The organism is Corallococcus exiguus (assembly GCF_009909105.1).
Taxonomy (GTDB): domain Bacteria; phylum Myxococcota; class Myxococcia; order Myxococcales; family Myxococcaceae; genus Corallococcus; species Corallococcus exiguus.
Window position 1 is genome coordinate 550,607 of record NZ_JAAAPK010000004.1, and the last position, 14,291, is coordinate 564,897.

Sequence of the window (14,291 nt, forward strand, 5' to 3'; positions counted from 1 at the left end):
TGACAACACCCCCACTTCTCACAGGAGACGCACAATGGCTGACACGGCGGATCTGAAGGGCCGTATCGACAAGTCGGTGGAAGACCTCAAGCGGGAACTGGCCAAGGCGCGCACCGGCCGGGCGAACACCAACATCCTGGACGGCATCAAGGTGAACCAGTACGGGACGCCCACGCCGCTCAACGGCGTTGCCAGCATCAGCGCGCCGGAGCCCCGCCTCATCGTCATCAAGCCCTGGGACAAGGGCGTGCTGAAGGACATCGAGAAGGCCCTCCGTGAGGCGAACCTCGACGTCAACCCGATGAACGACGGCGAGATGATCCGCCTGCCCTTTCCTCCGCTCACCGAGGAGACCCGCAAGAAGATCGCGAAGCAGGTGAAGGAGAAGGGCGAGGAGCACAAGGTCGCCATCCGGAACATCCGCCGCGACGCGAACGAGGCCCTCAAGACTCAGCTGAAGGACAAGAAGATCACCGAGGACGACCTCAAGCGCCGCACCGAGGAGGTCCAGAAGGCGACCGACGCCGGCATCAAGGCGGTGGACGACCTGGTCGCCAAGAAGGAGAAGGAAGTGATGACGGTTTGAGTCGTCACGCCTGGAAGCCCGTGGCCAGTCGCCACGGGCCTCCTTCCGGGCTTCAGCAGGAACCCAGCCGGGCCTTCAGGACGGCCTCAGGCTGGATAGACGAGCGCTTCGCCGGTGAGGTGCCGCACCACGTCCGAGACGAAGGCGAACAGCTCCAGCCCCTTGCCCTTGTCGTCCTTCCAGGCGCGCGAGGCATCGTCGTGGCTGAAGTGGATGCCCTGGCCCTGGCCGGCCACCCAGATCTGCCAGACGGCGCGCTGGGTGTTGATGATGCACTTCTCGCCGGACGCGGCCGTGAGCGTCACCTTGTCACCGGTGGCTTCGGCTTCCAGCACGTCCGGGTCGAAGGTGTCCGCGGCCGCCAGGATGCGCTTGAACGCGGCGGCCACGAGGGAATGGTAGCGGGCTTCGTCCATCATGGCCGCGCGCTCCCGGACGTCACTGGATGACGTCGAGGACCTGCTGGCCGGGGGCGGAGTAGAACAGGAACTTCAGGTGCTGCGCCGGGGGGTTCTCCCCCTTCTCGCCGGGCACCTGGTCTTCCGTGCTGGTGGGCGTGTCCGGCCACTCCATGGCGATGACCGTGCCCGGGTTCACCGGCTTGGGGAAGGACTGCATCCCCAGCAGGTGCGCCGCGAGCGCGCCCATGGAGGGCTGGTGGCCCACCAGGACGAGGTTCTCGTCGGAGTACTCCTTGAGCACGGGCTCCACCGCTCCCACCGGCATGTCCGGCAGCAGGCAGCGATGCACGCGCAGGAGGCCTTCATGCTTCACGGAGTTGGAGAGGATCTGCGCCGTCTGCACCGTACGCACCAGCGGGCTGGTGAGGATGAGGCTGATGGGCCCCATGCGCTCAGACAGCGACGCGAAATGCGCGGCGACATTCGTACGGGCCTTCGCGGTCAGCGCGCGCGCCTCGTCGCCGAGCCCCTCGGGGATCTCTGCGTCCGCATCGCCGTGCCTTACCAGGAAAATCCTCAAAGTCCCTCCACCGGTCGCGACAAGACCGCGGTTCGTACATGACCGTGGCCCGGTTGGTCAAAGGTAATGAGTCGAATGTTCAGTGCCCGGAACAGCCTGCGCATTGCGGGCGTTCGGGAACCGCCGTTCGCGGGGGGCCAACCCGAGCATACACTGGCCACCCACTGGCGTTCACGGGAGGTGGCATGCGCAAGTTGTTGGGGTGTCTGGCCGTCGTCCTGGCCCTGTCCGCCTGTCGCAAGGACGCGGCGGAGGGGGGGCCGGAGGGCGCGGGTGACGCCAGGGGCACGGTCGCCCGCCTGGAGGGTGGGGAGGCCAGGGAGGCTGGAGATGACGCGCCGTCCGGCCCCTACGCCCTGACGAAGGAGAAGCTGGAGGCGTACGTCGGCTACCAGCGCAAGATGCTGGAGGTGTACGGGTCGCTGATGCGCAGCCTCCAGGACATGGGGCCGCTCCTGGACGCGGGCACCCCCCAGGCGATGGAAAAGGCCAGGAGCGGCCTGAAGCTCATCGAGCGCAAGGCGCAGGCGGAGGTTGACGCGCGCCAGGCGGCGGGGCTGTCCACGGACGAGGTCAACCGCATCGCGGAGGTCGTCACCGCCGTCATCAGCCAGCGGCAGATGGGGCGCACGCTCCAGTACGAGGAGGAGCTCAAGAAGCTGGAGGCGCTCCAGGCCCGCATGCCGGAGGAACAGCAGAAGGAGCTGGCGCCGCAGGTGGAGTCCATGCGGCTCCAGGTGGAGACCTTCCAGAAGCTCCCGGAGGCGCGCCGGGAGTTCGGCGACGCCAACGTGGACGTGGTGCTGGCCCGCGAGGCCGACCTGACGAAGAACTACCAGGACATGCTCAAGGCCTTCGCGGGCATACGGCGGTAGCTACACCCGCTTGAGCTGGGGCGCCTTCTTCAGGAGCTGCGCGAGGAAGGCGTCGCCCTGCTTCTCCAGCACCGTGTTGCCTCGCAGGCGCTGGTTCAGGTTGACGAAGTCCACGTGGTCCAGCCGCTGGTCCTGGTTGTAGCAGGAGAAGACCCACGTCTCCTTGCCGGTGACGGGGTCCACGTGCCGCTGGAGGCACTGGGCGCAGATCTCCTTCATCATGCACTGCATGGGGGAATTGATGGACCCGAGGGCCTCGTGCCCCGGCTTGAGGAACGGCTGGAGCACGCCGTGCCGCGCCTCCGCCACCGCGCGCATCATCCGGTCCGAGCCGATGGCGATGATGCGGTCCACCTCGCTCAAGGGGATGACGGGCTTCACGCCCAGCTTCCCTTCGGCGTAGGCCACCATGGCCTGCACCACGTTGCCCCGGAAGGCCGCGTCCTGTGCGCGGCGTACGTCCAGCAGGTCGCCTGAGTCCACGGACCAGATGACCTGGTCGGTGCCGGCTTCAATCTCATCCTGCTTGAACGAGTCCGCCTTCAGCCGGTAGCCCGCGAAGTACACCACGCGGCAGCCCGCAGCCTTGAGCGAGCGCGCGATGGAGAAGAGCACCGCGTTGCCCAGACCGCCGCCCACCAGCACCACCGTCTCGTTGTGGCCAATCTCCGTGGGCGCGCCCGTGGGGCCCATCAGCACGACGGGCTCGCCGGGCTTGAGCGCCGCGCACAGTCGGGACGAGGAGCCCATCTCCAGCACGATGGTGCCCATCAGGCCCTTCTCCTTGTCCACCCACGCGCCCGTGAGGGCCAGGCCCTCCATGGTGAGGCGCACGCCGTCCACGAGCGGCGCGTTCCGCTCGAAGTTCTGGAGCCGGTAGAACTGGCCGGGGGAGAAGTGGCTGGCGGCGAAGGGCGCCCTCACCACCACCTCCACGATGGTCGGCGTGAGCCGGTTCACTCCGACGACGGTGGCGAGGAAGGCTTCGTCCAGCTTCGCGAAGTGGGCGGCGCGCTTCGACTCGCGCGCGTCCTGCGCGGCCGTGTCGTTGAAGTCCATGCCCGCGACCTCCTTCGCGAACAGGCGCGCCACCTGCGGGTGGCCATCCTTCGCGCTGGCCATGGCCTTCACCACGTTGCCCGCGTAGGTCGGGTGGTTGTCACCGTAGAAGGACACGAAGCGGCCGTCGCGTTGGTAGGACGTGAAGAAGCCCACCTTCGCCTCGGGATCCTCCTGGGCCTCCACCGGCTGGAGCTTGAAGCCGCTGCCGTCCTCCACCAGCTCGTGGCCCTGGAAGTACTCCTTCGCCTCGTCGAGCTGGAAGGTGCCCGGGTACTCCTTCTCGTAGGTGACGTTGGGGGATGTGCCCGCGGCCACGCAGACCGTCTTCGCGGGCAGCTCGAAGAACTGGCCGCTTCCCTTGAGCTTGCCGTCCACTGTCACCATGCGCTCGAAGCGGATGGCGCGCACCGCGCCCGAGTCGTCCTGCAGCGCCTCCGTGGGACTCATCCGTTCGATGAAGCGGATGCCTTCCTCCAGCGCCTTGGAGACCTCTTCGTGGTTGAGGCGGTAGGCAGGGGACTCCGTGAGGCCCCGGCGGTACGCCAGGCTCACGCCGCCCCACGCGCGCACCAGGTGGATGAAGTCCGGCGCGCGGCCTTCCGCCTGGGCCTTGTGTCGCTCGGCTCGGACGGCGCGGCCGTGCTCCAGGAAGGTCTGGTAGGTGGCGCGCTCCTCGGCGTCCAGGCGCGCGAGGAAGGTGGCGTCACCCAGGTCCGCCACCAGCTTCTCGTGGCGCTCCAGCGTCTTCTCCACCTGCACCGGGTAGTACGCCATCAGCTCCGTGGCGGTGTCGATGCCGGTGAGGCCTCCGCCGATGACGATGGCGGGCAGCTGTACCTGGAGGTTCGCCAGCGAGTCGCGCTTGAAGGCACCCGTGAGCTGCAGCGCCATCAGGAAGTCGGACGCCTTGCGGATGCCCCGGATGAGGTTGTTCTTCATCCCGATGATGGTGGGGCGGCCCGCGCCCGCGGCGATGGCCACATGGTCGAAGCCCAGCGCCCACGCGTCCTCCACCGTCAGCGTGCCGCCGAAGCGGATGCCGCCGTAGATGCGCATGCCTTCGCGGCGCGCGAGCGTCAGATGGATGAGCGTGAGGAAGTTCTTGTCCCAACGCACGGTGATTCCGTACTCGGAGACGCCGCCGAAGCCCTCCAGCACGCGCTCGTCCAGTTCGCGCGTCAGCTTGCTCCAGTCGTGGATGGGCTGGAGCTCGTGGCCGGTGCGCCCCACCAGCTCGTCGGGGAACGGTTCAATCTTGAGGCCGTCCACGCCGGTGACGGCGAACCCTTCGTTGAGCAGGTAGTGCGACAGCGTGTAGCCGGCGGGGCCCAGGCCCACCACCATCACGTTGCGGCCCACGTAGGGCAGCGCGTACGGACGGCGGATGTTGAGTGGGTTCCAGCGCGTGAGCAGGCCGTGGATTTCGAAGCCCCATGGCAGGGCCAGCACGTCCGTGAGCGTGGCCGTCTCCGCCAGCGGGATGTTCACCGGCTCCTGCTTCTGGAAGATGCAGGCCTTCATGCAGTCGTTGCAGATGCGGTGGCCGGTGCCCGCGCACATGGGGTTGTCCAGCGTCACCATGGCCAGCGCGGCCACGGAGTCACCCTCGCGCTTGAGCGCGTGTGCTTCGGAGATGCGCTCGTCCAGCGGACAGCCGGTGAGCGGGATGCCCAGCGGGTTCTTCTTGAACGAGTGCCCCTCCGCCACCGGGTCCTTCGCGGGGAAGCCCTTGCTGCACGAGTCCTTCTGTCGCTCGTGGCAGATGACGCAGTAGTCCACCTCGTTCATCACGTCGCGCGGGGTGCCCCGGCGGTCGGTGAGCTTGAAGCCGTCGCGGTGGCGCAGGTGGTGCTCCAGGCCCTCCGTCTTCTCCTCCATCTGGGCGTCCGGGCGCTGCAACTGCACCAGTTGGTCGAACACCAGTGGCTTCGGCAGCCGCAGCGTGGGCCAGGTGTGGAAGAGGGCCTTGGTCTCCGGGTGCAGCGCGCGGGCGTACGTCCACCGGTCCGCCAGCGACAGCAGCGCGCGCACGGACTGGAGCTCCGCCGCGTCGTCGCCCTTCGTCACCAGGCTGGAGCCGAACGCGTCCTCGCCCTCGGGCGTGGCGGTGAGCCTGGCGCGCAGGGCGGCCCACCGCTCGCGCAGGGCGGGGGCGCGCTCCTGGTGCGCGGGAGGCAGGTTGCCGGAGTAGAGCCGCTCCAGGTCGAGCAGCGTGAGGATGGACTCCGCGAGGCCTCGCTCCTGGTCGCCGTGCGCGAGCGCGTCCGGGAAGCCAAGCTGCATGAGCAGGCGCATGCGCGCGTCCAGCGACGGGAACTCCGCGAGCGTCGGACGGTCCTGCGCGCCCTTCTTGAAGACGCGGCGTGTGATGAACTCACGCTTGAAGTCGAAGAGGGGCAGCTCTCCGCGCAAGTGGCTGGCCAGTCGCTCGGTCTCCGGTGTGATGCCGAAGAGCGTGGCGACGAAGCGCGAGACGTGGCGGGCCACCTGGATGAGCAGCTCGGACTCCGCCGGACCGGAGAGGCTGGCGCCTCCGGACTTACGGTAGGCGTCGAAGGTCTGGAACAGGTCGGGCGCGTCGCCCTGGAGTCGCGCGTCGAAGCGCTCCGCCAGCCGGCGCAGGCCACTGGGGCGGTACAGGTCTTCGAAAATGAATCCCGGGAGGCCCAACTGGAGCGCCGGGGCAGGGTCGGAGGCGAGGTCGTTCAAGGCGCGCATGTCACGGGACTTCGGGGAGGCAGGCAGCTTAGGGCCTGGAGGCTGGCGGGTGCGATGGACGTCATGGGCCGGATTTGCTCCGCCCGACGTGTTGAGGCGGTGGGCCCCAACGGCTACGGTGCGCCGCCATGATGGACAACGCCGCACGTCGTGCCTCCGAACCGCACCTGGCCCCCGTGCCGGATGCCTGTTACCTGTGCAAGGGAGGGCGCCTGCGGCTGCGTCACCGGGCGCGCGGCGGCACCCAGGCCCAGGGCGCGGCGGCCTACAACTGCACGTCCTTTGGCCACCGGAGCCACCCGCCCATCTGGGGCTGCGAGGACTGCGGGATGATGTTCCAGTGGCCCCTCGTGTCCCCGGACACGCTGCTCCAGGCGTACCAGGACGTGGAGGACCCGCTCTACGTCGCGGAGAAGGACAACCGCTACCACACCTTCCGCCGCGTGCTGCGCGAGCTGGGCCCGGCCCAGAACCGCACGCTGTTGGATGTGGGCGCCTACTGCGGCTACTTCCTGGATGTGGCGCGCGAGGCGGGCTTCCGCCCGGAGGGGCTGGAGCTGTCGCGCTGGGCGGCCGGCAACGCTCGGAGCCTGGGCTTCACGGTGCACGGACTCCCCTTGCGGGAGCTGGCGGCGAAGGGCCTTCAGTACGACGTGGTGACGCTGTGGGACGTGGTGGAGCACTTCGCGGATCCGCGCGAGGAGCTGAAGGCGGCGCTCAAGCTGGTGCGCCCCGGCGGACGCATCTACCTGTCCACCATCGACGCGGGCAGTCTGCTGGCGCGCCTCATGGGCGGGCAGTGGCCGTGGCTGATGGACATGCACCTCTTCTATTTCGGCCGCCGCACCCTGGCGATGATGCTGGAGGAAGTGGGCTTCCGCGTCACGGACGTCCGGACGTACACGCACATCATCTCCGCGGACTACCTGCTGCGGAAGGTGGGCGCGAGCTTCACGCCCTCGGCGCCGGTGCTGGAGTTGGTGCGGCGAGGTGTGCCGTCCAACTGGTCCATCCCGTTCAACCTGGGCGACAACATGCTGATGGCCGCCGAGCGGCCCCTCTGAGCCTTCCCTCGCGCCTATGTCCCCCTTGATGCGGCGGGTGCTGCACCCGCTGGTGTTGCTCACGTTCTTCGCGCTGTCGGCGTTCCACACCTGGCCGCTCGTGTCCCAGATGAAGGGATACGTGATGGGCGGACGCGAAGACGTCTACATGAACATGTGGCACCTGTGGTGGATGCGGCAGGCCCTCTGGGTGCAGCCGCAGAACCCCTTCTTCGTGCCCTTCCTCCACTGGCCCCTGGGCGCCGAGCTGTACTGGCACACGCTGGCGCCCGCCAAGACGCTGTGGGGCGTGGTGCTGCTGCCGTTCATGTCCGTGGAGACGGCGTACAACGTGGTGCTGTTCGGCTCGTTCGTGCTGACGGGCTACACGTCGTGGCTGCTCCTGCGCTACCTGCTGGAGCGCGCGGGCCATGGGCCGTGGCTCGCGGCGGCGGCGGCGCTGGCAGGCGCGTGCGTGTTCAACTTCTCGCGCTACCACCTGACCCACGCGACGGCGCACCTGAACCTCACCGCGCTGGAGGGACTGCCGCTCTACCTGCTCTGCTTCTTCCGCTGGCTGGACGAGGGCAAGCGCAAGTGGCTGGTGGGGCTGTCGCTGTGCGCGTTGTACGTGTTGTTGTGTGACTACTACTACCTCGTCTACATCGCGCTCTTCTCACTCCTGTGGGTGGTGGCGGAGCGGTGGAAGCGGGGGCCGCTGCTGTCCCTGGACACGTGGAAGGATCCGTTCGTGCGCCGGGCGGCGGTGGCGGGAATCGCGGCGGGGCTCGCGTGCGTGCCGCCCATGGTGCCGCTGCTCCTGCATGCGTTCCCCGCACCGCTGCAGATCCATCACGGCGACTCCGACTACTTCACGGACCTGTACGCGTTCTTCATTCCGGACACGCGCTCGGCCTGGATGGCGGATCTGCCCGCGAAGGCGCGTGAGTTCTCCCTGAACGTCATGCGCATGAAGATGTCGACCAACCTGGAGGAGACCGGCACGTTCCTGGGCTGGTTGACGCCGCTCTTGGCCGTCTTCGCGCTGTGGCGGGGCGTGCCGGAGGGGCGCCGTTGGTTGGGGCTGGGGTTGGGCTTCGCGGTGCTGTCCATGGGCACGGTGCTCAACATCGGCCTGGAGGACCGGGTGTCGCCGGTGGTGCTGCTCTTCGCCGTGGCGCTCGCGGTGGCGCTGGTGCCCGCGTGGCGGCAGCGGGTGTGGCGGCGGGACGTGCTGCTGCTGCTGGCGTTGGCCGTCTACCTGGCGCTGTCGGAGCCGCTGACGGCGTTCAACGTGCCGCTCAAGGTCCAGATTCCGATGCCGTACGTGGTGTTCAAGCACGTGGTGCCGCTGTTCTCGCGCGGGGGCATGCCGGTGCGCTTCATCCTGCTCACGCTCCTGTCGCTGTCGGTGCTGGTGGCGTTCGCCGCGGCGCACGCGGGCGCGTGGGCGTCCCGGCGGGATGCGCGGCTGGGCGTGGCGGTGGCGCTCGCGGTGGCGCTGATTCCGAACGTGGAGTACCGGGGCCTCCAGATGGTGGTGCCCTCCACTCCCCGGTTGCCGCCGGTGTTCGATGAGATTCGCGACGCGCCCATGCCCGCGGCGGTGCTGACGGACAACGTGCAGGGGCAGTGGGAGCAGATGTTCCACGGCAAGCCGGTGTCCTACGCCCGGCTGTCCCGGTTGCCAGTGCGGGAGTCGGCGCTGGTGAACTCGCGGCTCATCCGCGCGGCGGAAGGGATGCGCAACGCGTTCGGCACCGTCACGCCGGAGGAGCGCGACGAGATGCGGCGCTACCTGAAGGAGCACCACTTCAAGTGGTACGTGACGCACTACTTCCACCCCATCCGCCACCAGTTCATCACGGACGAACTGGGCGGCGAGATGGTGCACCAGGACGGCTACGTCACCGTGTACCGCTTCCCTTGAGCGGACGCGCTCATTCGCATTCGGCGTGCTCGATGTTCGTGCGCTCCATGGCGCTCGCGGACACGGCGAGGTCGGTCCCGGTCACGGTGACGCTCTCGTCCGCGGACACCATGGAGCCACACTCAGCGAAGCCGCTGGCGCCGCACTGGCGGGTGAGGACCACCTTGCCCTTGTTCTTCGACGTTTCGAGTCGCGTGTTCGTGCAGCGGTAGGCGATGGGCCCTGATGAGTCGTTTCCGCTGACGTCCATGTCTCCCTCGGTGTCCGCCGTGTCGAGGACCTCGCCGTCTTTGCTAAAGAGGACGAAGTGGAACCGGGTCCGGGAGACGGTGTTGCCGTTTCCCTCTTCGTCGGGGGACTCTGTTTCCTCCTGGGTGAACACGCGCAACGTCGCGTCCGGGGGAACCTTGAGGACTTCGTCCCGGGCCAGCAGCGGGGACTCCGGCGCCTTGGGGCAGGCGAGCTTCTTCGTGGGGAGCTTCACCTCGCGGGAGTACGTCCCCGGGGCGAGCAGCTTGAGGTGTTCGAGGACGGGACCCGCGTCGTCGGACGGGCAGGTGCCCAGGAGCCAGACCCAGAAGCCGGGTTTGAGGCCCGGGACGGTCTTGCTCTGGACGAGCCTGGGGTGGCCCTCCGGAAGGGTGAGGCCGGTCTTCTCGAACAGCTTCTCGAATTTGCCCCAGGAGTACACCTGGCCTTCGGCTTCGGCCTTGTCCTTGGAGCCCTTCCAGATGAGCGCGACGGGCTTGTCCGCGGCTTCGGCTTGGAGCGCTCCGGTGAAGGCCATCAGGCCCAGGACGAGAATGCTTGAACGCATGGCGGTTCCCCCTCGCGGTGCAAGAGCGCACCGCCCGCGATGCTAATGCTTCTTCGGTCCACCGCGCTTCAGGCGTGAGCCGCGCGGGGCAGGGGAGGCGGGGGGAGTCGTGCCTTCCGGCCGGGGCGCCTGCTCGCGTGGGGGCTTCGTGGCCCGTGCGTTCTTGGACCGGGAGGGCTTCGCCGGACGCGCGGAGCCAGTGGCCGGTGCGGGCTTGGACGGACGGCCTTGCAGCCCCGGGGAAGGCTTCGGCGGGTGCCCGTGCTCCTCGCGCGCAGGCTTCGGCGGATGGCCCTGCTCGCCATGCGGCGGCTTCGTCGGACGCCCGTAGTCGATAGTCGGAAGCGGCCTCTCCCTGGACGCGGGGCCTGCACCTTCGTCGGCGGGAGGAGGCCGGGGCGCGGGCCGGCCGTGGCTGATGGCCGGTGGCGGCGGCTTCGGCGGTCTGGGGGCTTCCGGGTGCTGTGCCTTCGCGGCCTGGGCCCTCAGCGTGTCCACTTCCTTGCGCAGCCGGAGGACCTCCGCGGAGAGCTGGGCGTAGGAGTCGCGCACCAGCCCGTTGAACACGCGCTGCCGACCCAGGGTCTCGTTGATCAACACCTGGCACGTCTTGCGGAAGGCCCACTTGGCCAGCAGCACCGCCTGCCCCATGCCGGCGCGGTGCGTGTGCAGCGGCAGGGCCCGCGTCGTGTCCGCGTTCTCCTCCAGCGCGTGCATGTTGAAACTCAGCGGATCCACGCGCGGCTCCACGCCGTCCTCCGGCACCTCCGCCGGTTCCGACGTGGGCAGCCCGCGTACGCGCAGCCGCTCCTCGATGCGGGCCACCAGGGCCCTCGTGGGAATGTCCCGTCCGAGCAGCTTCATCGGTGTGTCTCCTCCACGATGCGCGCCATCTCTTCCCGGTACGCCGCGACCACCTGGGGCCACGTGTGCCGTTGCGCGTAGATGCGGGCCCTCTTGCCCATCGCGTCCCGGGCCTCGCCCACCTCGCGCAGCCCTTCCACGAACGACGCAAGCCCCCGGTACACCCGGCCCGCGCCACTGCGCTCCACCTGTCCCACGAGCACCTCCGAGTGCCCGTTCACCAGCACCGGCGTCCCCTGCGCGAACGCCTCCAGCGTCAGGAGCGACAGGCTCTCGAACTTCGACGGCACCACCACCGCCAGCGCTCCCGCCAACGCGTCGTGCTTGTCCTGCTCGGAGATGCGCCCCACGTGCCGCACGCCCTCGCCGCTCACGTCCATGTGCGCTTCGCCCGCGAGCACCAGCTCCGGAGCGTCCTGGTAGCGCTCCCGCAGCTGGCGGTGGAACTTCAGCAGGTCCGGCACGCCCTTGCCCGGCTCCAGCCGGCCCACGTAGAGCAGGTAGCGGCCGTGCACGCCGTACTTCGCTCGGAAGCGGTCGGGCACCGCCGGCAGCGCGTCCACGCCCACGCCCACCACGCGCGCCCGCGCATGGTTCGGGTGGAAGCGCCCGAGCATCTCGACCTCCTCCGGCGTGTTGCACATCAGCACCCGGGGACGGTTGAACACGTCGCCGTAGACGCCGAAGCGGATGGGCGGCTCGTCATGCGCGGTGGGCACCAGCAGCGCGCGGTCCGACACCAGCGGCAGCCCCCACGCCGTGGGCGCGTAGAGGTACGTGAAGAACAGGTAGCCGTCGTACGCATCTTGCGTGGTGGCCAGGTGCTCCATCAGCCCGGGGCTCAGCGGGCCCTGCTCGGCCACCCACTGCTCTTCACGCAGTCGCTCGTTGCCGTGCCCGAACACGTGGCGCGACATGTCGTTGAATGCGTGGATGTTGCGCGTGCGCGTCACCGGGAAGCGCAGCACCTTCGTGCGGCCAAAGCGGTCCTCGCCGGGCGGGAAGGTGTTCTCCCACGTCAGGTGGTTCTTCGCGCAGGTCGTCACCACCGTGACGTCCCAGTGCGGCGCCAGGTGCTCCGCCACCTGCGCGGCGTGGCTCTCCGCTCCGCCCGTCACCTCGCCAAAGCGCTGCACCACCAGCGCCACGCGCGGCCGCTTCGCCGGGGCCTTTCGCGGACGGGGCGGCGGCGCCACCACACCCTCCAGCGCTCGCGTGAGCGACACCTGCGCGGCCGTGGGGGAGAAGTGCTGGAGCCGGCGCGCCTGGCCGTCGAGCACCGACTTGCGCAGGTCCTTGTCCTCGCACAGGTCCACCACCAGCTCCGCGAGGAACGCGTAGCTCTTCTGGTCGAACGCGATGCCCGCGCCGCCCAGCGTCTCCGGCACCGCCGCCGCCGCGTACGCCAGCACAGGCACATCGGAGGCCATGGCCTCGATGATGGGAACGCTGAAGCCCTCGTGCTCGCTCATGGAGACGAACACGGACGCGGAGCGGTACACGGCCACCAGCTCCGGATGCGACAGGCGCCCCAGGAAGTGCACTCCGCTCAAGTCCTTCATCTCGCGCTGGAGCGACTTGAAGTAGCGGCTGCCCGGCTCGTAGCCGCCGACAATCAGCAGGCGCGCCTGGGGCCGGATGCGCAAGAGCTCCCGGTGCAGCGCGAGCAGGTCCTCGAAGCGCTTGTGCGGCATCACCCGGCTCACCGACACCAGGGTGGGGCCGGGCCCGGCCAGCTCCGCGAGCTTCGCCGCATCCGCCACGGACGCGGCGAAGCGCTCCTGCTCGATGAAGAGCTGCACGGTGTGTACATTGCGGTGGCCCGCGACGCGCAGCTCCGCGCTGTTGTAGTCCGAGTCCCCGATGGACACGTCCAGGAAGGGCGCCATCGCGGCCACCTGCGCGCGGCCCGCCACCAGCGCGTGCTCCAGCGGCGTGTCCTGGTAGAAGCGCGCGGGGCTGATGTTGTGGAACACCACGCCGCGCTTGCAGTCCATGTGCATCAGCCGCCCGCTCAGCGGGGACGCGATGCCGTGGTGGTACAGCACCAGGTCGTCTGGCTTCGGCTTCAGCGTGAAGACGTGGCGGGCCAGGCCCTGCAGCCCTCCGGCGACCTCTTCCGCGTAGATGTCTCCCACGTGCCCCATGCGGCGCAGCAGGAGTTGCAGGTGCAGCGCGGCCTGACCGGAGGCGTCGCCGGGGCCGAAGCTTGGGATCAACTGATGGACCGCCATGGAGGGCCGTGTGTACCACACGGGCATGGTATGAGGCGGCCCGTGTCGACCCCCGGACCCATCGCCTTCGACGCCACCCTGTGGGACGAGCCCACCACTGGCATCGGCCTGTACACCCGTTGCCTCGCGGAGGCGCTCGAAGCCCAGGGCGTCCGGCTGGACCGGATGGGCGCGCGCAAGTCCGGCGAACATCCGCGCGGCGTCCAGAAGCGAACGTCGTGGACGCTGGCGACGCTGCCCCGGCTGCTCAAGGCGTCACCGCCGCCCGTCTACCACGCGCTCAGCAACTTCAACCTGCCGCTGCGGCGCACGCCGGGCACCGCGTACGTGCTCACCGTGCACGACCTGGTGCCGTTGGATTTTCCGCACACCGTCTCCGCGCCGTACCGCTGGCAGTTCCGGCTGTGGCTCGCGCGCAGCCTGATGCTCGCGGACCGGCTGGTGTGCATCAGCGAGAGCACGCGCCAGGACCTGCTGCGCCGCTTCCCCCAGGTGGAGCCGCGCACCGTGGTGGTGCACAACGGCGTGGACCACGTGAACGCGTCCCCTCTGAACGAGGCGGACGAGGAGTTCCTCCACGCGCTCAACCTGCCGAAGGACTACGTGCTGTACGCGGGCTCGCTCGACGTGCGCAAGAACGTGGAGCTGGTGCTGGAAGCGCAGGAGCGGCTGCACGCGCGCGGCCGGCCCTTCACGCTCGTGCTCGCGGGGCAGGCCTGGTACGGCTCCGGCAAGGTGGAGACGCGAATCGAGCGGATGCGCTCGGAGGGCCTGGACGTGCGGCCCCTGGGCTACCAGTCCCCCGCCATCTTCTACGCGCTGATGCGCCGCGCGGCGCTGTTCGTCTTCCCGTCGCGCTACGAGGGCTTCGGCCTGCCGCCCCTGGAGGCCATGCGCCTGGGCACGCCCACGGTGGTGTCCACGGCGGGCTCGCTGCCGGAGGTGTGCGGCGACGCCGCGCCCGCGGTGGATCCAGACGACGCGGAAGGCCTGGCGGCGGTCATCGACCGGGTGCTGCGTTCGCCGGAGGAGCGCCGCGCGCTGTCGGAGGCGGGCCAGCGTCAGGCCGCGAAGTTCACCTGGGCCCGCACCGCGGAAGGGATGCGGGCCGCTTACGATGCGGCGCTGCGCCACCGGTAGGCGCCCGTGGTCAACCGGCCCGTGAAGGGCCTCCTGGAGGA

11 protein-coding genes are annotated in these 14,291 nt (G+C 69.2%); 5 read left to right on the top strand and 6 right to left on the bottom strand.

Annotation, left to right across the window (positions count from 1 at the left end; genetic code table 11):
• The first annotated feature begins 34 nt into the window (after positions 1-34).
• Positions 35-586, top strand: coding sequence for a ribosome recycling factor (gene frr / locus GTZ93_RS18360; protein WP_120581202.1), 552 nt, complete (start codon positions 35-37; stop codon positions 584-586).
• Positions 587-672: 86 nt separating this feature from the next.
• On the opposite strand, the gene cyaY is transcribed toward frr, so the two are convergent.
• The gene (cyaY, locus tag GTZ93_RS18365) at positions 673-1,005 is read right to left on the bottom strand and encodes an iron donor protein CyaY (RefSeq protein WP_120598242.1); all 333 of its coding nucleotides are present in this window, start codon (positions 1,003-1,005) and stop codon (positions 673-675) included.
• A 19-nt stretch (positions 1,006-1,024) separates the two neighbouring features.
• A complete protein-coding gene (locus tag GTZ93_RS18370; RefSeq protein ID WP_120559234.1) occupies positions 1,025-1,567 on the bottom strand; it encodes a SixA phosphatase family protein in 543 nt (180 codons plus the stop codon).
• A 185-nt stretch (positions 1,568-1,752) separates the two neighbouring features.
• Here GTZ93_RS18370 and GTZ93_RS18375 point away from each other — a divergent pair, with 185 nt between their 5' ends.
• Positions 1,753-2,442, top strand: a complete 690-nt coding sequence (locus GTZ93_RS18375) for a hypothetical protein (protein WP_121755474.1) — start codon at positions 1,753-1,755, stop codon at positions 2,440-2,442.
• On the opposite strand, the gene GTZ93_RS18380 is transcribed toward GTZ93_RS18375, so the two are convergent.
• Positions 2,443-6,222, bottom strand: coding sequence for an FAD-dependent oxidoreductase (locus tag GTZ93_RS18380; protein ID WP_139921480.1), 3,780 nt, complete (start codon positions 6,220-6,222; stop codon positions 2,443-2,445). It abuts the gene before it with no gap.
• Positions 6,223-6,350: 128 nt separating this feature from the next.
• Between GTZ93_RS18380 and GTZ93_RS18385 the strand changes: the two genes are divergently transcribed.
• Both GTZ93_RS18385 and GTZ93_RS18390 read left to right on the top strand, forming a co-directional pair.
• Complete coding sequence (locus GTZ93_RS18385; protein ID WP_257979408.1) at positions 6,351-7,286, top strand: class I SAM-dependent methyltransferase; 936 nt, start codon at positions 6,351-6,353, stop codon at positions 7,284-7,286.
• Between the two features lie 16 nt (positions 7,287-7,302).
• On the top strand, positions 7,303-9,195 hold the full coding sequence (locus GTZ93_RS18390) for a hypothetical protein (RefSeq protein ID WP_139921482.1): 1,893 nt from the start codon (positions 7,303-7,305) through the stop codon (positions 9,193-9,195).
• Between the two features lie 10 nt (positions 9,196-9,205).
• Here GTZ93_RS18390 and GTZ93_RS18395 read toward each other — a convergent pair whose 3' ends face one another.
• The 3 genes from GTZ93_RS18395 to GTZ93_RS18405 are packed head-to-tail and all read right to left on the bottom strand — an operon-like array spanning position 9,206 to position 13,110.
• Positions 9,206-10,012: a hypothetical protein gene (locus GTZ93_RS18395; RefSeq protein ID WP_139921484.1), complete on the bottom strand. Its 807-nt coding sequence runs from the start codon at positions 10,010-10,012 to the stop codon at positions 9,206-9,208.
• A 42-nt stretch (positions 10,013-10,054) separates the two neighbouring features.
• Positions 10,055-10,876, bottom strand: coding sequence for a hypothetical protein (locus GTZ93_RS18400; protein ID WP_139921486.1), 822 nt, complete (start codon positions 10,874-10,876; stop codon positions 10,055-10,057).
• Positions 10,873-13,110 (bottom strand): glycosyltransferase family 4 protein, encoded by a 2,238-nt coding sequence (locus GTZ93_RS18405; protein ID WP_139921488.1) that lies wholly within the window; start codon positions 13,108-13,110, stop codon positions 10,873-10,875. Before GTZ93_RS18405 ends, GTZ93_RS18400 begins: the two co-directional genes overlap by 4 nt.
• A gap of 30 nt (positions 13,111-13,140) precedes the next feature.
• Between GTZ93_RS18405 and GTZ93_RS18410 the strand changes: the two genes are divergently transcribed.
• A complete protein-coding gene (locus GTZ93_RS18410; protein WP_139921490.1) occupies positions 13,141-14,250 on the top strand; it encodes a glycosyltransferase family 4 protein in 1,110 nt (369 codons plus the stop codon).
• The last annotated feature ends 41 nt before the right edge of the window (positions 14,251-14,291 follow it).